This is a genomic window from Streptomyces phaeochromogenes (assembly GCF_001418655.1).
Classification (GTDB): Bacteria; Actinomycetota; Actinomycetes; order Streptomycetales; family Streptomycetaceae; genus Streptomyces; species Streptomyces phaeochromogenes.
On record NZ_LIQZ01000146.1, the window covers coordinates 1 to 21500 of the forward strand.

The 21500-nt window shown below is 71.0% G+C and carries 20 protein-coding genes; 6 read left to right on the top strand and 14 right to left on the bottom strand.

Annotation, left to right across the window (positions count from 1 at the left end; genetic code table 11):
- Positions 1-569: 569 nt before the first annotated feature.
- From AOK17_RS19900 to AOK17_RS19940, 9 genes are all read right to left on the bottom strand, one after another.
- Positions 570-1520 (bottom strand): VWA domain-containing protein, encoded by a 951-nt coding sequence (locus tag AOK17_RS19900; protein ID WP_055613858.1) that lies wholly within the window; start codon positions 1518-1520, stop codon positions 570-572.
- A gap of 85 nt (positions 1521-1605) precedes the next feature.
- Complete coding sequence (locus AOK17_RS19905; protein ID WP_055613859.1) at positions 1606-2529, bottom strand: DUF58 domain-containing protein; 924 nt, start codon at positions 2527-2529, stop codon at positions 1606-1608.
- A complete protein-coding gene (locus tag AOK17_RS19910; RefSeq protein ID WP_245697245.1) occupies positions 2526-3599 on the bottom strand; it encodes an AAA family ATPase in 1074 nt (357 codons plus the stop codon). Before AOK17_RS19910 ends, AOK17_RS19905 begins: the two co-directional genes overlap by 4 nt.
- On the bottom strand, positions 3596-3874 hold the full coding sequence (locus AOK17_RS19915; protein ID WP_055613860.1) for a hypothetical protein: 279 nt from the start codon (positions 3872-3874) through the stop codon (positions 3596-3598). Before AOK17_RS19915 ends, AOK17_RS19910 begins: the two co-directional genes overlap by 4 nt.
- A gap of 208 nt (positions 3875-4082) precedes the next feature.
- Positions 4083-5612, bottom strand: a complete 1530-nt coding sequence (locus tag AOK17_RS19920) for an MFS transporter (RefSeq protein WP_055613861.1) — start codon at positions 5610-5612, stop codon at positions 4083-4085.
- Positions 5609-6160 carry a TetR/AcrR family transcriptional regulator gene (locus AOK17_RS19925; protein ID WP_055613862.1) on the bottom strand — a complete coding sequence of 184 codons (552 nt, stop codon included), beginning with the start codon at positions 6158-6160 and terminating at the stop codon, positions 5609-5611. The genes AOK17_RS19920 and AOK17_RS19925 overlap by 4 nt, the downstream gene beginning before the upstream one ends.
- A 117-nt stretch (positions 6161-6277) precedes the next feature.
- On the bottom strand, positions 6278-7249 hold the full coding sequence (locus tag AOK17_RS19930) for an aldo/keto reductase (RefSeq protein ID WP_055613863.1): 972 nt from the start codon (positions 7247-7249) through the stop codon (positions 6278-6280).
- Positions 7250-7445: 196 nt separating this feature from the next.
- The gene (gene argH, locus AOK17_RS19935) at positions 7446-8879 is read right to left on the bottom strand and encodes an argininosuccinate lyase (protein WP_055613864.1); all 1434 of its coding nucleotides are present in this window, start codon (positions 8877-8879) and stop codon (positions 7446-7448) included.
- Positions 8880-9036: 157 nt separating this feature from the next.
- Positions 9037-10230, bottom strand: a complete 1194-nt coding sequence (locus tag AOK17_RS19940) for an argininosuccinate synthase (protein ID WP_055613865.1) — start codon at positions 10228-10230, stop codon at positions 9037-9039.
- 199 nt (positions 10231-10429) lie between these two features.
- Between AOK17_RS19940 and AOK17_RS19945 the strand changes: the two genes are divergently transcribed.
- The 6 genes from AOK17_RS19945 (at position 10430) to AOK17_RS19970 (ending at position 16035) form a co-directional block, all read left to right on the top strand.
- Positions 10430-11290 carry a hypothetical protein gene (locus tag AOK17_RS19945; protein ID WP_055613866.1) on the top strand — a complete coding sequence of 287 codons (861 nt, stop codon included), beginning with the start codon at positions 10430-10432 and terminating at the stop codon, positions 11288-11290.
- A 215-nt stretch (positions 11291-11505) separates the two neighbouring features.
- Complete coding sequence (locus AOK17_RS19950; RefSeq protein WP_055613867.1) at positions 11506-12093, top strand: pyridoxamine 5'-phosphate oxidase family protein; 588 nt, start codon at positions 11506-11508, stop codon at positions 12091-12093.
- A gap of 3 nt (positions 12094-12096) precedes the next feature.
- Positions 12097-12813 (top strand): L,D-transpeptidase family protein, encoded by a 717-nt coding sequence (locus AOK17_RS19955; RefSeq protein ID WP_055613868.1) that lies wholly within the window; start codon positions 12097-12099, stop codon positions 12811-12813.
- A gap of 229 nt (positions 12814-13042) precedes the next feature.
- Positions 13043-14371 carry a ferredoxin reductase family protein gene (locus tag AOK17_RS19960; protein WP_055613928.1) on the top strand — a complete coding sequence of 443 codons (1329 nt, stop codon included), beginning with the start codon at positions 13043-13045 and terminating at the stop codon, positions 14369-14371.
- Positions 14372-14390: 19 nt separating this feature from the next.
- Positions 14391-15218 (top strand): FMN-binding protein, encoded by an 828-nt coding sequence (locus tag AOK17_RS19965; RefSeq protein ID WP_055613869.1) that lies wholly within the window; start codon positions 14391-14393, stop codon positions 15216-15218.
- Positions 15219-15297: 79 nt separating this feature from the next.
- A complete protein-coding gene (locus AOK17_RS19970) occupies positions 15298-16035 on the top strand; it encodes an FAD:protein FMN transferase (RefSeq protein WP_079053158.1) in 738 nt (245 codons plus the stop codon).
- Positions 16036-16523: 488 nt separating this feature from the next.
- On the opposite strand, the gene AOK17_RS19975 is transcribed toward AOK17_RS19970, so the two are convergent.
- From AOK17_RS19975 to argC, 5 genes are read right to left on the bottom strand one after another with little or no spacing between them, the layout of a single operon-like run.
- Positions 16524-17060 carry an arginine repressor gene (locus tag AOK17_RS19975; protein WP_055613870.1) on the bottom strand — a complete coding sequence of 179 codons (537 nt, stop codon included), beginning with the start codon at positions 17058-17060 and terminating at the stop codon, positions 16524-16526.
- A gap of 17 nt (positions 17061-17077) precedes the next feature.
- Positions 17078-18280: an acetylornithine transaminase gene (locus AOK17_RS19980; protein WP_055613871.1), complete on the bottom strand. Its 1203-nt coding sequence runs from the start codon at positions 18278-18280 to the stop codon at positions 17078-17080.
- Complete coding sequence (gene argB, locus AOK17_RS19985; protein ID WP_055613872.1) at positions 18277-19239, bottom strand: acetylglutamate kinase; 963 nt, start codon at positions 19237-19239, stop codon at positions 18277-18279. The genes AOK17_RS19980 and argB overlap by 4 nt, the downstream gene beginning before the upstream one ends.
- A complete protein-coding gene (gene argJ / locus AOK17_RS19990; protein WP_055613873.1) occupies positions 19236-20387 on the bottom strand; it encodes a bifunctional glutamate N-acetyltransferase/amino-acid acetyltransferase ArgJ in 1152 nt (383 codons plus the stop codon). Before argJ ends, argB begins: the two co-directional genes overlap by 4 nt.
- Positions 20384-21412 (bottom strand): N-acetyl-gamma-glutamyl-phosphate reductase, encoded by a 1029-nt coding sequence (gene argC, locus AOK17_RS19995; protein WP_055613874.1) that lies wholly within the window; start codon positions 21410-21412, stop codon positions 20384-20386. The genes argJ and argC overlap by 4 nt, the downstream gene beginning before the upstream one ends.
- Positions 21413-21500: the final 88 nt, after the last annotated feature.

Below are 21500 nucleotides of genomic sequence, written 5' to 3' on the forward strand. Positions count from 1 at the left end.
GTACGTCGTCTCCGGCGGTGCGGCCGGGGCGAATCCCGTGGGAGGCCGACCGGGCAGGAAGGAAGGGCCGCGCGGCTCGCCGAGGCCCGGGTAGGGCGTGTGGGGCTGCCCGCTGCGGTACGGGTCGCCGGGATCCGCCTCGGCCCGATGGCCGTCCGCCCTGGGGCCGTTGGGGCCCAGGGGGCCCGGCGGACGGGGTGGCCCGGTGGGGCGTGACGGGCCCAGCGGGCGGGTCGGACTGGGGTGCGCCGGAGGCCCCGCGCGGCCGGGGAGGCCCGTGCCGCCCGGAAGGCCCGGCCGGTCAGGCAGGTCAGGAAGAACGGGCTGGTCCGGAAGGCCCGGCCGGTCGGGATGAACGGGCTGGCCGGGGAGGACCGCGTCGCGCGGTGGTCCCGGGTGACGCGGTGGGCCCGGGTGGCCCTGGAATCGGTCGTACGACACGGTCGTTCCTCCTTGGTCGCGGAACCCTGGACCCGAGGGGCCGGGGCGCGGAACCCGGTGGTGCCGGAAGCCGGATGACGGATGACGGGCGCCTTGAGCATGGTGCCGGGATCCGGTGAGGTTGTGGATCAGGGGAGTCGGGAGAACCAGAGGAGTGAGGTGGCCGCGGTGGCGAGGGCCGTGAGGAGACCGGCCGCGACGAACCACTGCCAGATCTCTCGTTGCTCGGTGCGGTGCCCCACCGAGCTGCCGATGTCCTCGTACACCTCCTGGAGTTCTTCGCCCGTCGCGGCCTCGTGGAAGTCGCCGCCGGTGCTGGAGGCGAGGCCCCGCAGGGCGGGACCGTCGACCGGGACGCTCACCGTGTCGCCGGACGGCAGGTCAATGGTCCCGCTTTCCGTGCCGTACGCGATGGTCGAGACCGGGATTTTGTCGCCGGCCGCCTCCTGGGCCGCCGACTCGACGGACCGGCCGGTGGTGTTGGAACCGTCGGACAGCAGCACGATGTGCGCGGGCGGCGGGCTGGTCTCGGCCTCCCGGTCGAGCATGCGGACGGCGTCACGGGCGGCCACGACGGCCTCGCCGATCGCCGTGCCCTCGCCGGTGGTGAGCCGTTCGATGGCCGAACTCAGTGCGCCGCGGTCGGTGGTCGGCGGGACCGCGACCGTGGCGGAGCCGCTGAACGGTACGAGTCCCGCGTTGAAGCGCTCGGGCAGCCGGTCGACGAAGGCGAGCGCGGCACGCTGGGCGGCCTCGAAGCGGGTCGGCTCGACGTCGGTGGCCTCCATGGACGCCGACACGTCGAACGCCACCACGATCGTGGCGCGCTCACGCGGCACCTGCACCTCCGTGGTCGGCCGGGCGAAGCCCACGACGAGCAGCGCGAGCGTGCCGCAGAAGGCAGCCGCCGGAACGTGACGGCGCCAGCCGGGCCGCCGGGGCGCGACCTTGTCCAGCAGTTCCAGGTTGGTGAACCGGACCGCGTACCGGCCGCGCCTGCGCTGCACGAGCAGATAGGCGCCGATCAGCAGGGCGAGCGGCACCAGGAGCAGCAGCCAGCCGGGCGAGTGGAGACTCACGGCACCTCCAGCGGACTCATGACCCCCTCCAGCGGATGCGGAGGTACGGACGCGGCGGGTACGGGGATGGGAGCGACGGACGTGTTCACGCGGCACCGCCTCCCGACCGGCGCCGCTGCTCCTCGACATGGCGTACGACGTCGCGCACCCAGTCGCGGTCCGTACGCAGCCGGAGGTGGGCCGCGCCCGCCCGGCGGATGGACGCCTTGATCAACGCCCGCTGTTCCAGGGCCGCTTCGGCGTAGCGCTCGCGCAATCGCCTTGAGTGGGTGGGGATTTCGCGTCTGATACCGGTCTCGGGATCGACGACGTTGAGCAACCCCACGGAGGGCAGCTCCAGTTCGCGGGGGTCGACGGTCTCGACGGCGAGGATCTGGTGGCGGTGGGCGATCGTTCTAAGGGGTCGCTCCCAGCCGGTCTCCAGGAAGTCGGAGACGACGGCGACCAGGCCGCTGCCGGGGAGTGTGCGCAGTGAGCGCAGGGCGTCGGCCAGGGAGTGCGGGGCGTCCGCGGACACGCCGGCCGCCACCCGGGGCCGGTCCAGGGCGGCCCGCAGGATCGTGAGGAGGTGGTGGCGCCCGGTGCGGGGCGGGATCCGCTGGATGCCGGCCGGTCCGGTGATCTGCGCGCCGAGCCGGTTCCCGGCCCGTTCGGTGAGGAAGGCGACGGCCGCCGCCGCGCCGACGGCCAGGTCGCGCTTCTCCATCCGTGCCGTGCCGAAGTCCATGCTCGCGGACGCGTCGAGCACGATCCAGGTGGTCAGTTCGCGGTCGGCGAGGGTGAGCCGGACGTGCGGGACGGTGGTGCGTGCGGTGGCGTTCCAGTCCATCCGGCGTACGTCGTCGCCGATGACGTACGGCCGGGTCTCGGACACCTCGGTGCCCGGTCCCGGTACGAGGCCGGGGTGGTCGCCCTGGAGGAGGCCGTCGGGGCGGCGGGTGAAGAGCAACTCCAGGTGCTTCAGGGCCTGTTCGGGGGTGAGTTCGCTGAGGGTCGGGGTGCCGCTCATGCCGCTTCGCCCTCCGTTCCCCCCGCGGTGATGCCGCCCTCCGCGCGTCCTTCTGTTCGCGCCTCGGTTCGTCCCTCGGGGCGGGTGGCGGCCTGGCGCGGGGTGATGCGCGGCTGCTCCACGGCGGCCAGTACCTCGTCGACGATCTCGGCGCCGGTGATGCCGTCGGCGAGCGCGTCGAAGGACAGCACGAGCCGGTGGGCCACGACCTCGTGGGCCAGGTCGTGCACGTCCTCGGGGAGGACGTAACCCCGGCCGCGCAGCAGGGCGAGCGCGCGGGCGGCGGCGACCAGGCCCAGCGTGGCGCGCGGGCCGGCACCGTGCGCCAACCGGCTGCCGGGGCCCGCGAGTTCACGGGTCGAGACGACCAGCCGTACGGCGTACTCGGCGACCGCGTGGTGCACGAACACCTCGTCGGCGGTGCGCTGGAGCGCGATGAGCCGGTCGGGGGTGAGGACGGGGCGTGCCCTGGGCGGGTCGACGCTCATGCGGTAGAGGATCGCGAGTTCCTCGGACTCGCTGGGGACGGCGACTTCCACCTTGAGCAGGAAGCGGTCGCGCTGGGCTTCGGGGAGTTGGTAGACGCCCTCGGACTCGATGGGGTTCTGGGTGGCGAGTACGAGGAACGGCTGGGGGACGGGGATGGTGGTGCCGCCGATGGAGACCTGGTGCTCGCCCATCACTTCGAGGAGAGCGGACTGCACCTTGGCGGGGGCTCGGTTGATCTCGTCGGCGAGGACGAAGTTGGCGACGACGGGGCCGGGTTCGACGCTGAACGTCTCCTGGGACGGGCGGTAGATCCGGGTGCCGGTGATGTCGGACGGGACGAGGTCGGGGGTGAACTGCAGCCGGGCGAAGCGTCCGCCGGCCACCTGCGCGAGGGTCTTCGCGGCGAGGGTCTTGGCGACGCCCGGGACGCCCTGGAGCAGGCAGTGGCCCCGGGCCAGGACCGCGGTGAACATCCGTTCCACCATGCGGTCCTGGCCCACGATCACCCGCTTGACCTCGAAGAGCGCCTCTTCGAGGAGCTTCCCGTCGGCGGCGTCACCTCGTGGGTCGGCGGTGGTCACAGTGCTGCCGCGGGGTTGCTCGGATCCGCGGAGGGGGTACCGCTGGTGCCGTCCTTGTCGGGGCAGTCCTCGCGGGTCCAGGTGCGGGTTCCGTTGTCGGCCGCTCCCTCCTCGGTCACGCCCTCCTCTGCCGCGTGTTCCTCGACGACGAAGCGGACCGTTTCGCGGGGGGCCTCGTCGCCGTCTGCGGCGAGTGCGACGCCGCCGGCCGCCAGGGCCGCGGTGGCCAGCACGGCGACGACGAGGGTCTTTCGGTTACGGATACGACGGGTCATGGTCGGTGGCTCCTTCGGCCGTGTGGGACGACGTCCGGTACGGAGCCAAGACCATCAGGTGAGGGCGAAAACGGGCTTAAAGGGGGGCGCTGCCTGCGGGTTTGGGGGCGAGGGGTGTTTGTTGGCTGCAGGTGCGTTGTGGCTTGTCGCGCCCACGCGGCGGAGCCGCACATCGATACGCCCCGCGCCCCTGAAGGGGCGCGGCCCCCTACTCCCCGGTCCCCAGTTTCTGGCCCCGCAGCAGTACCCAGGCCGCCACCGATGCCGCCAGCAGTACCGCCGCGCCCAGGCCCGCCGCCAGGGCGATGCCGTCGACGAACGCCGTGCGGGCAGCGGTGAGGAGGGGCTCGGCGTCGGGCAGAACCGTCGACGCCTCCACCGCACCGCCGAGGGACTCGTGGGCCGCGGCGGCCACCTCGGGCGGTGTGCCCGGCGGGGCCGTGAACCCGGCGTAGACGCCCGTGACGATCGAGCCGAGCAGGGCGATGCCGAGGGCCGCGCCGAGTTCGTACGCCGTCTCGGAGACCGCGGACGCGGCGCCCGCCTGTTCCTTGGGGACGCTGGAGAGGATCACGTCGGCGGTCACGGTGAAGGCGAAGCCCGCGCCCACGCCGACCACCAGCAGGGCCCCACCGAGGAGCGGATACCCGGTCGACTCGTCGAGCAGGGTCAGCGCGCCCAGGGCGAGCCCGATCGCGGCGAGTCCGCCGGCGGTGACGGCACGCACCGAGTACCGGCGCGCGACCGTACCCGCGACCAGACCGGCCGCCACCGCGCCCAGTGCGGCGGGCAGTTCGGAAAGGCCCGCCTCCAACGGGCCCCTGCCCTGCACGAGTTGGAGGTACTGCGAGAGGAAGAAGACCAGGCCGGACAGGCCGAGGATGGTCAGCAGGTCGGCGAGCACGGCCCCGGAGAAGCCGCGGTTGCGGAACAGCCGCATGTCCAACAGCGGGACGGGCAGCGTGAGTTGGCGGCGAACGAAGCCGTAGAGCGCGACCGCGCCGAGCAGGGCCGCGGCGCCCGCCGTGGCGTTCGGGCCGTGCGAGGCGGCCTCCTTGATCCCGTACACGATGCCGACCATGCCGACGAGCGACAGCACGACGCTCATCAGGTCCCAGGGGCCGGGCTCGGGGTTGCGGGACTCGGGGAGCAGCTTCACGCCGACGAGGACGAGGACCGCCATCACGGGGAGGTTGATCAGGAAGACGGAGCCCCACCAGAAGTGTTCGAGGAGGAATCCGCCGACGACCGGGCCGACCGCCGTGCCGGCCGAGGCGGTGGCGCCCCAGATGCCGATGGCGAGGCTGCGTTCGCGCGGGTCGTGGAAGAGGTTGCGGATGAGCGCGAGGGTGGCGGGCATCAGGGTCGCGCCCGCGACACCGAGCAGTGCGCGCGCCACGATCATCAACTCGGGTGTGCTCGCATAGGCGTTGAGCACGGAGATGAGACCGAACGCGACCGAGCCGACGAGCAGCAGCTTCTTGCGCCCGATGCGGTCACCGAGGCTGCCCATCGAGACGAGCAGGCCCGCGATGACGAACGAGTAGACGTCCCCGATCCACAACAGCTGCGTACCGGAGGGCTTGAGGTCCTCGCTGATGTAGGGGGTCGCGAGACCGAGGACGGTCGCGTCGACGGCCACCAGCAGCACGGCGAGGACGAGGACGGCGAGCGCGAGCCAGCGGCCCGGACGCTTCTCCGTCTCCGCCGCGAACGCCGGCCGCACCGTGCTGGTCATGATTCCTCTCTCCGTAGTGCGCCACCGAGCAGCAGCTCGACGATCATGTGGTGGAAGTCGTTGGCGGCCACCCGACCCTCGGCCACGGCCCACGCCCCGGAGGCGATGAGCCCGTAGAGGGCCTCGGTGAGCCAGGCCGGGGTGAGGTCGATGCGGAACTCGCCGCTCTCCTGGCCGCGCCGGAACACCGCGGCGATCCGCGCGTCGAGCCGGGCCCAGCCCTCGTGCCTCTCCTCGCCCTCGAACAGCTGGTTCTCGGAGTAGAGGAAGGCGAGCAGCCCGGCGGCGCTCTCGATCTCCGCCACCAGGCGGCGTACGGCCTCCCGGGCGGTGTCCTCGTCGAGCCGTGCCGCGTCCAGCGCCGCCTCGCACTCGCGGATGCCGAGATCCTCCAGCGCGCGCACGAGGGCGTCGCGCCCGGCGAACTGGCGGTGCAGCGTGGCCCGGCTGATCCCGGCCGCCTTGGCGACCTCGTCCATGGTGGCGGTGGATTTCCGGGTGAGCAGGGCGGCTGCGCTGCGCAGCACGTGGTCACGGTCGATGGCCATGAGACAACCATAAACCATATGAGACATCAATGTCTCACCCGAAGCGTGCGACGCTCACCACCAGTGGGTCCACCGTAGGTCCGCCTGTGTAGGCCCAGCGGGTCTGCCTGTGAAGGCTCAGTGCCAGGGCAGCTGCCCGCGCCGCTCCCAGTACGCCAACGGCTCCTCGGTCAGCGCGTCGAGCCGGGACTGCTGCTCGTCGTCGAGGTCGACCACGGCGGCGTGCAGGTTCGAGGAGAGCTGGAGGGCCGTGGCCGCTCCGGAGAGGACGACGCCTGCCCAGGGCTGCCGCAGGACCAGCGCCAGGGCGACCGCGTCGGAGCCGAGGCCGGCCTCTTCGGCGATGGCGCGTACGGCGTCCGGCGCGTGCGGGTCGGCGAGCCGGCCGTTGGCCATGCCCTCCTTGACGATCACCGTGAGCCCGGCGTCGTGCGCCTCGGCCAGCGCGGGGCCCGCGGAGGTCTCCAGGACGTTGTAGGTGGACTGGACGGTGCGGAACAGCGGCTCGCCGTCGACCGTCACGGCGAGCGCGGTGCGAATCGCGTCGGCCTGGGCCGGGCCGCTGGTGGAGAAGCCGACGGTCAGACCCTGCGCCGCCGCTTCGGCCAGCCTGGCGTGCAGTTCCTTGTCGGTGAGGGCCGGGCTGTCCGGGGTCACCGAGTGGATCTGGTAGAGGTCGAGCCGGTCACCGAGCAGTTCGGCGCTCTCGGCACGCTGCCTCTCGTACGTGGCGAGGCTGTGGTCCTTGACCTCGTGCGCCTCGGCGTCGGTGCGCCAGTCGGCCGTATAGGTGTAGCCCCACTTGCTGCCGACGACGACGTCCCCGATGTCGGACCGCGTGTTCAGCCAGCCGGCGAGGAACTCCTCCGAGCGGCCGTACGAGCGGGCGGCGTCGAAGTAGCGCACGCCCTGGGCGTAGGCGGCGTCGAGGAGTTCGTGTGTGCGGGTGCGGAGCGTCTCGACGCTGCGGTCCTCGCCGAGATCGTGGTCCCGGCCCAGGTTGATGTAGCCGGGGCGGCCGACTGCGGCGAGGCCCAGTCCGATGTGGCAGGTGGGGGTCGTTGCTGTGGCCAGTCGGGCGAAGGGCATCGCGGGCTCCGTTTGGTCGGCTCCAGTACGGCTGTCCGACCAACGTAACCCGCGATGACCTTTGGTGAGGGCGGGGTGCCTGAGAGCCCGGTGCTTGCGGTGCCCTGGCGGGTGCGGGCACGTCGTGGTTGCTCGCGCCCCGCGGCGGAGCCGCAAATGTCATGGCCCCGCGCCCCTAAAAGAGGGCGTGTATCCCCTACCGCTTGTCCTTCGCCGTGGCCCACTCGTGCTGGGCCGCCACGTTCGCCTTCACCTCTGTCAGCTGGATCGCGACCGCGCTCGGGGCCGTGCCGCCCCGGCCGTTGCGGGAGGCCAGGGCGCCCGGGACGTTCAGGACGGACCGGACCTCGGGCGTGAGGTGGGCGGAGATCTTCGCGAACTGCTCGTCGGTGAGGCCGTCGAGCTCGATGCCGTCGGCCTCCGCGGCCTTCACGCACTCCCCCGCGACCTCGTGTGCGACACGGAACGGCACGCCCTGCTTGACCAGCCACTCGGCGATGTCGGTGGCGAGCGAGAACCCGGCCGGGGCCAGCTCCTCCATGCGCTCGCGGTGGACGGTGAGGGTCGCCATCATGCCGGTGAAGGCGGGCAGCAGGACCTCCAGCTGGTCGCAGGAGTCGAAGACCGGCTCCTTGTCCTCCTGGAGGTCACGGTTGTACGCGAGGGGCAGGGCCTTGAGCGTCGCCATCAGACCGGTGAGGTTGCCGATCAGACGGCCGCTCTTGCCGCGCGCCAGCTCCGCGATGTCCGGGTTCTTCTTCTGCGGCATGATCGACGAGCCCGTGGAGAAGGCGTCGTGGAGGGTGACGAAGGAGAACTCCTTCGTGTTCCAGATGATGACCTCCTCGGCGATCCGGGAGAGGTTCACCCCGATCATCGCGGTGATGAAGGCGAACTCGGCGACGAAGTCGCGCGAGGCCGTCCCGTCGATGGAGTTACCGACGCTGCCGTGCTCGAAGCCGAGGTCCTTGGCGACCGACTCCGGGTCGAGGCCGAGGGAGGAACCGGCCAGGGCGCCCGAGCCGTACGGCGACACGGCCGTCCGCTCGTCCCACTGCCGCAGACGCTCGGCGTCCCGGGACAGGGACTGGGCGTGGGCCAGCACATGGTGGGCGAACAGTACGGGCTGGGCGTGCTGCAGATGCGTACGGCCGGGCATCGCGACGTCCGGGTGCGCCTCGGCGAGCCCGATCAGCGCGTCCTGGAGGTCGGCGATCAGCCCGCCGATGATCCGGGCGTGGTCGCGCAGGTACATCCGGAAGAGCGTGGCGACCTGGTCGTTGCGCGAACGGCCGGCGCGCAGCTTGCCGCCGAGGTCCGGGCCGAGCTGCTCCAGGAGACCGCGCTCCAGGGCGGTGTGGACGTCCTCGTCGGCGACGGTGCCGACGAAGGAGCCGTCCGCGACGACGCCCTCCAGCCGGTCGAGCCCCGCGAGCATGCGCTCCAGCTCGTCGTCGGTGAGGAGGTTCGCCTTGTGCAGCACGCGCGCGTGGGCACGGGATCCGGCGATGTCGTACGGCGCCAGCCGCCAGTCGAAGTGGACGGACGCGGACAGCTTGGCCAGAGCCTCGGCGGGCCCGTCGGCGAACCGCCCACCCCAGAGCCGTACATCACCGCTGTTGCTGCTCACTTGCTGTGCTCCTCAAGACTGTTGATGTACGACCGCCGCCCCGCTCTTCCAGCGGAGCGGCGTCAGGCTGCTGCGGGCCGCGCCCCCTTCAGGGGCGCGGGGAACTGCGCGACAAGCCCACGACAACCCGCAGACTACGCACCGACCGCAGCTCCCCCTACGCCAAATCCCTCTTCGCCGCGATCTTCGAAGACAGCGCGAAGATGTCGATGAACCCCTGCGCCTTCGACTGGTCGAACGTATCGCCCGAGTCATAGGTCGCGAGGTTGAAGTCGTACAGCGACTCCTCGGACTTCCGGCCGGTGACGACGGCACGGCCCCCGTGCAGGGTCATCCGGATGTCGCCGGAGACATGCTGGTTGGCCTCGTTGATGAAGCCGTCCAGGGCGCGCTTGAGCGGGGAGAACCACAGGCCGTCGTAGACCAGCTCGCCCCAGCGCTGCTCGACCTGCCGCTTGTAGCGGGCGAGTTCACGCTCGACGGTGACGTTCTCCAGCTCCTGGTGGGCCGTGATCAGCGCGATCGCGCCGGGAGCCTCGTACACCTCGCGGGACTTGATGCCCACGAGCCGGTCCTCGACCATGTCGATCCGGCCGATGCCCTGGGCGCCCGCGCGGGCGTTGAGCTGCTGGATGGCCTGGAGGACGCTGACGGGCCTGCCGTCGATCGCGACCGGGACGCCCGCCTTGAAGGTGACGACCACCTCGTCGGGCTCACGCGGGAGCGCAGGGTTCTGCGTGTACTCGTAGACGTCCTCGATCGGGGCGTTCCAGATGTCCTCCAGGAAGCCCGTCTCGACGGCGCGTCCGAAGACGTTCTGGTCGATGGAGTACGGCGACTTCTTGGTGGTGGCGATCGGCAGGCCCTTCTCCTCGCAGAAGGCGATCGCCTTGTCCCTGGTCATCGCGTAGTCGCGGACCGGGGCGATGCACTTGAGGTCGGGGCCGAGGGCCTGGATGCCGGCCTCGAACCGCACCTGGTCGTTGCCCTTGCCGGTGCAGCCGTGGGCGACGATGCCCGCGCCGTGCTTGTGGGCGGCGGCGACGAGGTGCTTGACGATCGTCGGCCGGGAGAGGGCGGAGACCAGCGGATAGCGGTCCATGTAGAGGGCGTTGGCCTTGATCGCCGGGAGGCAGTACTCCTCGGCGAACTCGTCCTTCGCGTCCGCGACCTCGGCCTCGACGGCGCCGCACGCGAGGGCGCGCTTGCGGATGACGTCCAGGTCCTCGCCGCCCTGGCCGACGTCGACCGCGACGGCGATGACCTCGGCGCCCGTCTCCTCGGCGATCCAGCCGATGGCGACGGAGGTGTCCAGACCGCCTGAGTAGGCGAGTACGACGCGCTCGGTCACGGGCTTCTCCTCACAATGCATTCACTGACATGCATGAGTATGCAGTGCTCTGCATGATTCGTCAATCTCGGTCGGTCTCGGGGTGCGCTGGAAAGTAATTTCGGCGTCGCTTGAACGCGGGAAACCGCTTTCCCGTACTCCATCCCGAACGCCGGCGCCGCGTTTGTAAACCCACTCCTGACCCAAGTGAGGCACTCGCATGTCCAGGGCTCTCCCGAAGTACAACAAGCGCCGTGTGGCCATCATCGGCGGCGTGGCCGCGGTGGCGTTGTCCGGAGCGGTCATCGCAGGATCGGCCTTGGCCGGGGAAACGTCCAAGAGCAACAGCCAGGCCGCCAGAACAAAGGCGTCCCCCGGCACGGTCAGCTGCCCCGCCGTCGCGCCGAGCCTGCCCGCGATCCCCGCCTCCGCGAAGGCCGAGGTCGACCGCAACCTGGCTCTGCTCGACACCCAGATCGCCGAGGCCAACAAGCGCCTCGTCGACACCGTCGGCCAGGGCGGCGCCAACTTCGCGCAGAACGCGATCATCGGCCCCCTCAAGGACAAGCGCGTCGCGACCATCAACCGCATCGCCACCGCCATCGGCCGCACCGCCGCCAAGCCCACGGGCCTCGACTCCCTCGCCGCCTGCACGCTCAACGCGGGCGGAGCCGCCGGGGGCGGTGCCGCGGCGTCGCCGAGCGCGTCCCCCACCCAGCAGGCGGGCGGCAACACCGGAAACACGGGGAACACCGGGAATACGGGGAACACCGGCAACACGAACGCGGCCGGCACGGTCAGCTGCCCCGCCGTCGCGCCGAGCCTCCCCGCGATCCCCGCCTCAGCCAAGGCCGAGGTCGACCGCAACCTGGCTCTGCTCGACACCCAGATCGCCGAGGCCAACAAGCGCCTCGTCGACACCGTCGGCCAGGGCGGCGCCAACTTCGCCCAGAACGCCATCATCGGCCCCCTCAAGGACAAGCGCGTCGCGACCATCAACCGCATCGCCACCGCGATCGGCCGCACCGCCGCCAAGCCCACGGGCCTCGACTCCCTCGCCGCCTGCACGCTCAACAAGTAACCAACGGCAACAAGCGACCGCCGAATCACCGACGTCCCCCCACGGGCGCCCCGCACGCCGACCGGGGCGACCCCGGGACCCGTAGGCCGCAAGGCCCGCGGGCCCCGGGGATCTCCGGGCACCACCCGGAGGCCAGGCACCCCCCCCCACACACCACACGCGGATGGGCGCAATTCCTTAGACAGCCGAAGGAGTTGCGCCCATAATCGTTAGACATGGGAAAGACTTATGAGCGCATAGACGGCCGCCTGCGTACGTTCATCGAGGCGCAGCCCCTCTTCTTCACCGCGACCGCGCCCCTGTCGGGCGACGGCACGGTCAACCTCTCGCCCAAGGGCCTCACCGGTTCGTTCGCGGTTCTCGACGAACTCACCGTCGCCTACCTGGACTTCGCGGGCAGCAACGCCGAGACGATCGCCCACCTCCGGGAGAACGGCCGGATCACCCTGATGTGGTGCGCCTTCCAGGGCCCGCCGAACATCGTCCGCGTACACGGCCGGGGCGAGCCGGTCTTCCGCGACGACCCGCGCTTCAAGGAACTCCTCACGCACTTCCCGGGCATCGACCCGACGCCGCACGGCCTGCGCGCGGTCATCGTGGTGACGGCCGAACTCGTCCGGGACACCTGCGGCTACGCGGTGCCCAACATGTCGTACGACGAGGACCGCGATCTGCACGCCAAGCGCTTCGCGCGCGAGGACGACGCCTCGCTGAGCGCGTACTTCGAGAAGAAGGAGCACGTGGAGACCAGCCTGGATGGCCTACCCGGGCTGCCGCTGCCCCTGCCTCCCAGTAGCGTCTGACGCATGCGCCCAGGAGCCGCCCTTCTCGCGTCCGTGTCCCTCTTCGTGCTGGCCCCAAGTGCCCCCGGTGCGGCCGGTGACACCGTCGGCCGGCCGCCGCTGCCCGAGCGGATGGCGGACACGGGCGGCGGCAGCCAGCTCATCACCGCGCAGGCCTCCCGGACCTCCTCGACGACCGGCACGGTCACCTGGTGGAACCGGCGGGACGGTCGCTGGGTGAAGGCCGGTTCCGTGCCCGCGCGCTTCGGCGCCAAGGGGCTCGTCGAGGGCGGCTCCCGCGAGCAGGGCACGAACACCACCCCCACCGGCCTGTACGACCTGCCGTACGCCTTCGGCATCGAGCCGGCACCCGAGGGGACGAGGTCGAAGTACCGGCCGGTGAAGCAGGACTCCTGGTGGTGCGAGGACAACGCCTCCCGCTCCTACAACCGCTGGACCGAGCCACGCCCCGCCGACTGCCGTGCCGCCGAGTCCGAGCACCTGATCACGTACAGGACGCAGTACGCGTACGCGCTCGTCGTCGGCTTCAACTACGAGCGGCCGGTGCGGGGGCGCGGCGCGGGGATCTTCCTGCACGTCAACGGGAGTGGTTCGACGGCCGGTTGTGTCTCCGTGTCCCAGGACGCGATGCGACGCATCTTGACCTGGGCCGATCCGGCGCGCAGCCCGCACATCGCCATCGGGACGGACGACGGGCCCACCTCGATCGTCCGCTACTGACCTCCGCACCCACTTACACACCGACCTCCGTTCGGCCGGCCGCCGAGGAGACCCGCGTCACCTCGGGTTACCGCGAGTCGCACCAGTTCACGGCTTGCTCCGGGGGCCGTTGAACACTCCGCCGTCCCGGGACGTACCACTGGGCCAAGGGGCCACTCCCCTTCCCAGCGTCCCCCACGGAGGAACCGTGAGCACGATCGCCGGCGGTCGCGCAGCGCGGCGCCAGACGATGCGCCGTATCCGACCTCGCCGCTCCCCCGCCATCCCGTTGCTGATCGCCGTGTGGGCGGGGGCGGCGGGCGTGATCTGGCTGTGGTGGAGCAACACCCCGTCCATCGCGGACGACAAGGGCCGGATCCTGAACGCGGGCCGGATCACCGGTCTGCTGGCCGGGTATCTGATGGCTCTCGTGGTCCTGCAGATGGCCCGGGTGCCGGCGCTGGAACGCCGGGTCGGCTCCGACCGGGTCGCCCGCTGGCACGCCATGAGCGGCCGTTACATGCTCTGCCTCACGCTCGCCCACATCGGTCTGACGATGTACGGCTACGCCCTGCAGGCGAACACGGGGGTCGTCGACCAGACCATCGAGTCGGTCAAGACCCTGCCCGACATGGGCAAGGCGGCCATCGGCACGGGTGTGCTGCTGTTCATCGGCCTGATCTCCGTCGGCGGACTGCGCAAGCGGATCCCGTACGACACCTGGTACCACATCCACCTGCTCACCTACGTGGCCGTGTACCTGTCGTTCTGGCACCAGCTGTCCACCGGCAACGACTTCGCGGTCGAGCCGGCCGCCACGACGGCCTGGTACGCGCTGTACGGGACCGTGACCGCGCTGGTGATCTGGTACCGGGTGATCACGCCGGTCCGGCTGAACCTGCGGCACCGGATGCGGGTCGAGGAGGTCGTCGAGGAGGCGCCCGGCATCGTCTCCGTGCTGATCAGCGGGAAGCGGCTGCACCGCATCGGTGCCGAGCCGGGGCAGTTCTTCCGCTGGCGGTTCCTGGCACCGGGCATGCGGCTCAGTTCGCACCCGTACTCGCTGTCGGCGGCGCCCAGGCCCGGTCTGCTCAGGATCACGGTCAAGGCGCTCGGCGACCACAGCACCGCGCTGAAGGGGCTGAAGCGGGGCACGCGGGTGTGGGCCGAGGGCCCGTACGGCGCGATGACCGCGTCCCGGCGCAGCCGCGGCAAGGTGCTGCTGATGGCCGGCGGTGTGGGGATCACCCCGATGCGGGCGCTGTTCGAGACGCTGCCGGCCGAGCGCGGCGACCTCACCCTGCTGTACCGGGCCAACAGCACGCAGGACCTGGCGCTGTGGGACGAGCTGTCGGCGATCGCCGACGAGCGCGGCGCCCGCCTGATGTACGCGGTGAACAGCCCCGACGGGGAGCGCCCGGACATCAACCCGGAGACGCTGCGCCGGAAGCTGCCCGACATCGACGAGCACGACGTGTTCCTGTGCGGGCCTCCCGGCTTCGCCGAGGGCGCGTACACCGCACTGCGCGGCGCGGGCGTGCCTGCCCGCCGCATCCACCACGAGTCCTTCGAGCTGTGACGAACGGGAGTCCGCACCGATGAAGAAGAGCCACCCCCTGCGACGAATCGTGCTGGCCGGTGCCGCCACGGTGTCCGGGATCGTGCTGCTGCTGACGCTGAAGCCCTCCTCGGACCCGGCGGCCGCGTCGGCCGAGGGCACGCCACAGGGTCAGCAGTCGGTCGCGCCCCAGGGCTCCGGAGGCGTACAGGCCGGCAACGGAGGTGACCAGACCCTCACCGGTGACGTCGTCAAGACCGACTACGGCAACGTCCAGGTCCGTATCACGATGAGCGGCGGCAAGATCACCTCGGCCGCCGCCATCGAGGCGCCCAGCGGCGGGCGCAGCACCGAGGTGAGCACCAACGCGGTGCCCAAGCTCAACCAGGCCGCGATCCAGACGGGCAGCGCCGACATCGACGCGGTCTCGGGTGCCACCTACACGAGCGGCGGCTACAAGAAGTCCCTGCAGTCGGCCCTCGACAAGGCCGGCTCGTCCTCGGCGACCGGCGGAGGCTCGGCCGACGCCAGCGGGTCCACGGGTGGGTCGACAGGCGGGTCCACGGGCGGCTCCACCGGTGGGGGTTCCACCCAGGCTAAGACCCTCACGGGCACGGCAGTCGAGACCGACTACGGCACCGTGCAGGTCCGGATCACCGTCAGCGGCGGGAAGATCACCAAGGCCGAGGCGGTGAAGTCGCCCAGCGGTGGCCGCAGCAGCCAGATCAGCGGTGACGCGGTGCCCAAGCTCAACCAGGCCGCGGTCGCGGCGGGCAGCGCCGACATCGACGCGGTCTCGGGTGCCACCTACACGAGCGGCGGCTACAAGGAGTCCCTGCAGTCGGCCCTGGACCAGGCCGGTGGCTGAACCGACCGAGCCGGCCGATCTGGCCGAACCCACCGAACCCGCCGAGGCGCCCGTAGCGGTGCGTCACGCGGAGGAGGTGATGGGCACGGTCTTCTCCTTCGACGTACGGGGCGGTGAACCCGAGGCCGTACAGGCCGCGTTGGCGGAGGCCGTGGTCCAACTCCACGCGGTGGACGAGGTGTTCAGCACCTACCGCGAGGACAGCCAGATCTCCCGGCTGGCGCGCGGTGAACTGACCGTCGACGGTTGCGACCCCGAAGTCGCCGAGGTGCTCGAACTGTGCGCCGAGGCCGAGCGGTTGAGCGACGGCTGGTTCAGTACGAGATACGCGGGTCTCATCGACCCGACCGGCATGGTGAAGGGCTGGGCCGTCGAGCGCGTGGCCCGGCATCTCGTCGCGGCCGGGGCGAGCGGCGTCAGCGTGAACGGCGGCGGTGACGTGCAGATGTACGGCGTGCCGGGGCCGCACCGGCCCTGGCGGGTCGGCGTCTCCGACCCGCTGCGGCCCGGCGGTCTTGCCGCCGTGGTCTCCGCGGCCGGCGTCGACGAACTGGCCGTGGCCACCTCCGGCTCCGCCGAACGCGGCACCCACATCGTGGACCCCCGCACCGGCCGCTCCGCGGTCACCGACCTGGTCGCCGTGACCGTCGTCGGCCCCCGCATCACCTGGGCCGACGCCTGGGCAACAGCAGCCTTCGCCATGGGCTCCCGCCAGGCCCTCACCTGGCTGGAATCCCTCCCGGACGTCGAGGCCTTACTGATCACGGCGGGCGACGAGGTCAGATGCACGGGGGGCCTGGCCAACAGGCTGGGCTGATCCGTCCGGGGCCACCCTTCAGGCGCGCGGTCGGCCGGGGGCTTCAGAGGCACGGGCCTCCCGACGAGCAGCCTGGCCCGAGGCGGAGTCGGCCCTTCGGGCACGCGCGGGCGGCGAGGGTTCCAGGGGCGCGGACGTCCTGAGGAGTGGCCTGGGTTGCGGCGGGTTTCCAGGAGCGCGGACGTCCTGACAGGCTTGCCTGGGCCGAAGAGGGTTTCCAGGAGCGCGGGTGCCCTGGCAATGGGCCTGGGTTGCAGCGGGTCTTCAGGGCGCAGATGCTCTGGCAATCGACCTGGGCCGGGGCAAGCTTTTCAGGGGCGCGGGCGCCCTGGTAAGCGGCCTGGGCTGAGGCAGCTTTGAGGGGCGCGGATGGCCTGGCGATCCGCATGGGCCGGGCCGAGCATTTCAGGGGCGCGGGGCTGTGACATTTTGCGGCTCCGCCGCGTGGGCGCACCCAGCCACAGCCCACCCGCACCCGAAACGACACCTCAATGATGGTTCTGAGCCAACCGCAGCAAGTGGTCCGCCAACGCCTGCCCACCCGTCGGGTTCCGGCTGATCAGCAGCAGCGTGTCGTCGCCGGCGATCGTGCCGAGGATGTCGTGCAGCTCGGCCTGGTCGATCGCCGAGGCGAGGAACTGCGCCGCCCCCGGGGGGGTCCGCAGGACCACGAGGTTCGCCGAAGCCTCCGCGGAGATCAACAGCTCCGAGGACAGCCTCCGCATCCGCTCCTCCTTCGCCGACTCCCCCAGCGGCGCGCGAGGCGTACGGAAACCCCCCTCGCTCGGCACCGCGTAGATCAGGTCGCCGTCGTTGTTGCGGATCTTCACCGCGTTCAGCTCGTCCAGGTCCCGGGATAGCGTCGCCTGAGTGACGTTCAGCCCGTCGTCGGCGAGAAGCTTGGCCAACTGGCTCTGGGAGCGCACCGGTTGCCGGTTGAGGATGTCCACGATCCGGCGGTGGCGTGCGGTGCGGGTCTGCGGGACAGCGGGCCCCGCGTGCTCGTGGTCCTGCGCCTGACTCATCGTCGTCGTCCCATTCCTCAGGATGCTCCGTCCACGTCGGCGTCTCGGGCCTGGTCGAGGACGCCGGGCAGGGCCCGCAGGAACACGTCCACCTCGTCGTCGCTCACGTTCAGCGGCGGCATCAGCCGTACGACATCGGGGGCGGGCGCGTTCACCAGGAGACCGGCGTCCTGAGCCGTCTGTTGCACACGGGGCGCGAGCGGCTCGGTGAGCACGATACCCAGGAGGAGACCCGCTCCCCGGACATGGTCGATCAGCGGGTGGCCGAGCGTCTCGATTCCGTCCCGCAGCTTCTCGCTCGTCCGCTTCACGTTCTCCAGCAGCCCCTCCGCCTCGATCGTGTCGAGGACGGCGAGTCCGGCGGCGCAGGCGACCGGGTTGCCGCCGAAGGTCGTGCCGTGGTGGCCGGGCTTCAGCAGGTGCGCGGCCCGCCCGAAGGCGACGGTCGCGCCGAGCGGAAGCCCGCCGCCGAGGCCCTTGGCGAGCGTGACGATGTCCGGCAGGACACCCTCGTGGGCCTGGTACTCGAACCAGTGCCCCGTCCGGCCGACACCCGTCTGCACCTCGTCGAGGACGAGGAGCGTGCCGGTGGCGGCGGTGATGGCACGGGCCGCCTTGAGATAGCCGGGCGGCGGTACGACCACGCCGTTCTCGCCCTGGACCGGCTCGATGACGACCAGCGCGGTGTCCTCGGTGACGGCGGCGGCGAGCGCCTGCGGATCCCCGTACGGCACATGTGTGACGTCGCCCGGCAGCGGCAGGAACGGTTCCCGCTTGCCCGGCTGGCCGGTCAGCGCGAGCGCGCCCATGGTCCGGCCGTGGAAACCGCCGTCCGTTGCGACCATGTGCCCGCGGCCCGTGAGCCGGCCGATCTTGAAGGCGCCCTCGTTGGCCTCGGCCCCCGAGTTGCAGAAGTAGACCCGGCCGTCCCGCCCGAAGAGCTGGAGCAGCCGTTCGGCGAGCGTGACGGGCGGCTCGGCGACGAAGAGGTTGGAGACGTGGCCGAGGGAGGCGATCTGCCGGCTGACGGCCTCGACGATCGCCGGGTGGGCGTGGCCGAGCGCGTTGACCGCGATCCCGCCGACGAAGTCCAGGTACTCCTTGCCGTCGGCGTCCCACAGCTTGGTGCCCGCGCCGCGGACGAGGGGCAGTCGCGGGGTGCCGTAGTTGTCCATCAGCGCGCCCTGCCATCGCTGGGTGAGCTGTTCGTTGGCGGTCATACGGCTTCCCCCTCTTGCCTGTTCGGCTCTTGCCCGTGCGGCTCTCGCGGCTGTTGTCCGTGCGGCTCTTGCGCGTCCGGCACGACCATCGTGCCGATGCCCTCGTCGGTGAAGATCTCCAGCAGGATCGAGTGCTGGACCCGGCCGTCGATCACCCGGGCGGTGTTCACGCCGTTGCGGACGGCGTGCAGACAGCCCTCCATCTTCGGCACCATTCCGCTGGCCAGTTCGGGCAGCAGCTTCTCCAGCTCCTTCGCGGTGAGCCGGCTGATGACCTCGTCGGAGTTCGGCCAGTCCTCGTAGAGTCCCTCGACGTCCGTGAGGACCATCAGTGTTTCGGCACCCAGCGCCGCAGCGAGTGCCGCAGCCGCCGTATCAGCATTGACGTTGTAGACATGTCCGTCGTCCTGGCTACGGGCGATCGACGAGACGACCGGGATCCGGCCGTCGGCGAGCAGTGCCTCGATCGCGCCCGTGTCGATCGCGGTGATCTCGCCCACCCGCCCGATGTCGACCAACTCACCGTCGATCTCGGGCTGGTGCTTGGTGGCGGTGATGGTGTGCGCGTCCTCGCCGGTCAACCCCACGGCCAGCGGCCCGTGTTGGTTGAGCAGCCCGACGAGCTCGCGCTGGACCTGTCCGGCGAGCACCATCCGTACGACGTCCATGGCGTCCTCGGTGGTGACCCTCAGGCCCGCCTTGAACTCGCTGACGATGCCGTGCCGGTCCAGGGCCGCGCTGATCTGCGGGCCGCCGCCGTGCACGACCACGGGCTTGAGCCCGGCCTGGCGCAGGAACACGACGTCCTGGGCGAAGGCGGCCTTCAGGTCCTCGTCGATCATGGCGTTGCCGCCGAACTTGATGACGACCGTCCTGCCGTTGTGCCGCGTCAGCCAGGGCAGCGCCTCGATGAGGATCTGCGCCTTGGGCAGTGCGGTGTGCTTGCGGGTAGTGCTCATGAGGAGTACGCGCTGTTCTCGTGGACGTAGTCGGCGGTGAGGTCGTTGGTCCAGATCGTGGCGGTTTCCGCGCCCGCGGCGAGGTCGGCGACGATGTGGACCTCGCGGTAGCGCATGTCGACCTTGTCGCGGTCCTCGCCGACGCCGCCGTTCTTGCAGACCCAGACGCCGTTGATCGCGACGTTCAACTGGTCGGGCTCGAAGGCCGCTCGGGTCGTGCCGATGGCGGACAGCACGCGGCCCCAGTTGGGGTCCTCGCCGTGGATCGCGCACTTGAGGAGGTTGTTGCGGGCGATGGAGCGGCCCACCTCGACGGCGTCGTCCTCGCTCGCCGCGTTGACCACCTCGACCTTGATGTCCTTGCTGGCGCCCTCGGCGTCCCGGATGAGCTGCTGACCGAGATCGTCACAGACCTTCCGTACGGCCTCGGCGAACTCCGCCTCGTCCGGGGTGACCTGGGATGCCCCGGAGGCGAGCAGCAGCACGGTGTCGTTGGTCGACATGCAGCCGTCGGAGTCGACCCGGTCGAAGGTCGTACGGGTCGCGGCGCGCAGGGCCCTGTCCAGTACGCCGCTCTCGACGTCGGCGTCCGTGGTGAGGACGACGAGCATCGTGGCGAGGCCGGGGGCGAGCATGCCCGCGCCCTTGGCCATGCCGCCGACGGTCCAGCCGTCGCCGGTGACCACGGAGGTCTTGTGGACGGAGTCGGTGGTCTTGATGGCGATGGCGGCCTTCTCGCCGCCGTGCTCGGAGAGTTGGGCGGCGGCCTGCTCAACTCCCGGCAGGAGCTTGTCCATCGGGAGCAGCAGGCCGATGAGCCCGGTCGACGCGACGGCGACCTCGCCGGCGTTCTGCCCGAGAACCTCGGCCACCTTCTCGGCCGTCGCGTGCGTGTCCTGGAAGCCCTTGGGACCCGTACAGGCGTTGGCGCCACCGGAGTTGAGGACCACGGCGGAGACCAGTCCGCCCTTCAGCACCTGCTCGGACCAGAGCACCGGCGCGGCCTTCACACGGTTGGAGGTGAAGACGCCCGCCGCGGCCAGTTTGGGCCCGTTGTTGACCACGAGGGCGAGGTCCGGGTTGCCGTTCTCCTTGATTCCGGCGGCGATGCCGGAGGCGGTGAACCCCTTGGCAGCGGTGACGCTCACGGTGCGACTCCGATCGTGGAAAGACCAGTCTCCTCGGCGAGCCCGAGGGCGATGTTCATGCTCTGGACGGCACCGCCCGCGGTGCCCTTGGTGAGGTTGTCGATGGCGCTGATCGCGATGATCCGGTGCGCGGCCGCGTCGAATGCGACCTGCACCTGAACGGCGTTGGAACCGTAGACGGACGCGGTCGCGGGCCACTGACCCTCGGGCAGCAGGTGCACAAACGGTTCGTCGGCGTAGGCCTTCTCGTACGCGGCCCGTACGGACTCGGCGGTGACGCCCTCGCGGGCCTTCGCCGTGCATGTGGCGAGGATGCCGCGGGGCATCGGAGCGAGGGTCGGAGTGAAGGAGACGGTGACGGGCTCACCGGCTGCCGCGCCGAGGTTCTGGATCATCTCGGGGGTGTGCCGGTGGACGCCGCCGACGCCGTACGGGGACATGGACCCCATGACCTCACTGCCCAGCAGGTGCGCCTTGGGCGCCTTGCCCGCTCCGGAGGTCCCGGAGGCGGCGACGATCACGGCCTCGGGCTCGGCGAGACCGGCACCGTACGCCGGGAAGAGGGCCAGCGAGGCGGCCGTCGGGTAGCAACCGGGCACCGCGATGCGCTTGGACCCCTCCAGCGCAGCGCGGGCACCCGGCAGTTCGGGGAGGCCGTAGGGCCAGGTCCCGGCATGCGGCGAGCCGTAGAACCGCTCCCAGTCGGCCGCGTCCTTCAGCCGGAAGTCGGCCCCCATGTCGACGACCAGTACGTCGGGCCCGAGTTTCTCGGCGACGGCGGCGGACTGGCCGTGGGGCAACGCGAGAAAGACGACATCGTGCCCCGCGAGGACCTCGGGTGTGGTCTCCTGAAGCACGTGGTCGGCGAGCGGCAGCAGATGCGGTTGCAGCGCACCGAGCCGCTGCCCCGCGTTGGAGTTTCCGGTCAGAGCGCCGATCTCGATCTCGGGGTGCGCCAGGAGCAGACGCAGCAGTTCCCCGCCCGCGTACCCACTCGCTCCGGCCACTGCCGCACGTACCGCCATGGAACCCTCCTCTTGGATGGCATGACTATACGTTTCGCTGCACGTTTATGCAATCTGGGGAGTGGGACGCCGGACAGGGCCCGCCATC

Coding starts and splice junctions, on each gene's coding strand:
- AOK17_RS19975 (WP_055613870.1), bottom strand. CDS start 17,060: ATGAGTCAGGCGCAGGACCACGAGCACGCGGGGCCCGCTGTCCCGCAG.
- AOK17_RS19960 (WP_055613928.1), top strand. CDS start 13,043: ATGCGCCGTATCCGACCTCGCCGCTCCCCCGCCATCCCGTTGCTGATC.
- AOK17_RS19950 (WP_055613867.1), top strand. CDS start 11,506: ATGGGAAAGACTTATGAGCGCATAGACGGCCGCCTGCGTACGTTCATC.
- AOK17_RS19920 (WP_055613861.1), bottom strand. CDS start 5,612: ATGACCAGCACGGTGCGGCCGGCGTTCGCGGCGGAGACGGAGAAGCGT.
- argC (WP_055613874.1), bottom strand. CDS start 21,412: ATGGCGGTACGTGCGGCAGTGGCCGGAGCGAGTGGGTACGCGGGCGGG.
- AOK17_RS19915 (WP_055613860.1), bottom strand. CDS start 3,874: ATGACCCGTCGTATCCGTAACCGAAAGACCCTCGTCGTCGCCGTGCTG.
- AOK17_RS19965 (WP_055613869.1), top strand. CDS start 14,391: ATGAAGAAGAGCCACCCCCTGCGACGAATCGTGCTGGCCGGTGCCGCC.
- argB (WP_055613872.1), bottom strand. CDS start 19,239: ATGAGCACTACCCGCAAGCACACCGCACTGCCCAAGGCGCAGATCCTC.
- AOK17_RS19955 (WP_055613868.1), top strand. CDS start 12,097: ATGCGCCCAGGAGCCGCCCTTCTCGCGTCCGTGTCCCTCTTCGTGCTG.
- AOK17_RS19970 (WP_079053158.1), top strand. CDS start 15,298: ATGGGCACGGTCTTCTCCTTCGACGTACGGGGCGGTGAACCCGAGGCC.
- AOK17_RS19930 (WP_055613863.1), bottom strand. CDS start 7,249: ATGCCCTTCGCCCGACTGGCCACAGCAACGACCCCCACCTGCCACATC.
- AOK17_RS19905 (WP_055613859.1), bottom strand. CDS start 2,529: ATGAGCGGCACCCCGACCCTCAGCGAACTCACCCCCGAACAGGCCCTG.
- AOK17_RS19945 (WP_055613866.1), top strand. CDS start 10,430: ATGTCCAGGGCTCTCCCGAAGTACAACAAGCGCCGTGTGGCCATCATC.
- AOK17_RS19925 (WP_055613862.1), bottom strand. CDS start 6,160: ATGGCCATCGACCGTGACCACGTGCTGCGCAGCGCAGCCGCCCTGCTC.
- AOK17_RS19980 (WP_055613871.1), bottom strand. CDS start 18,280: ATGACCGCCAACGAACAGCTCACCCAGCGATGGCAGGGCGCGCTGATG.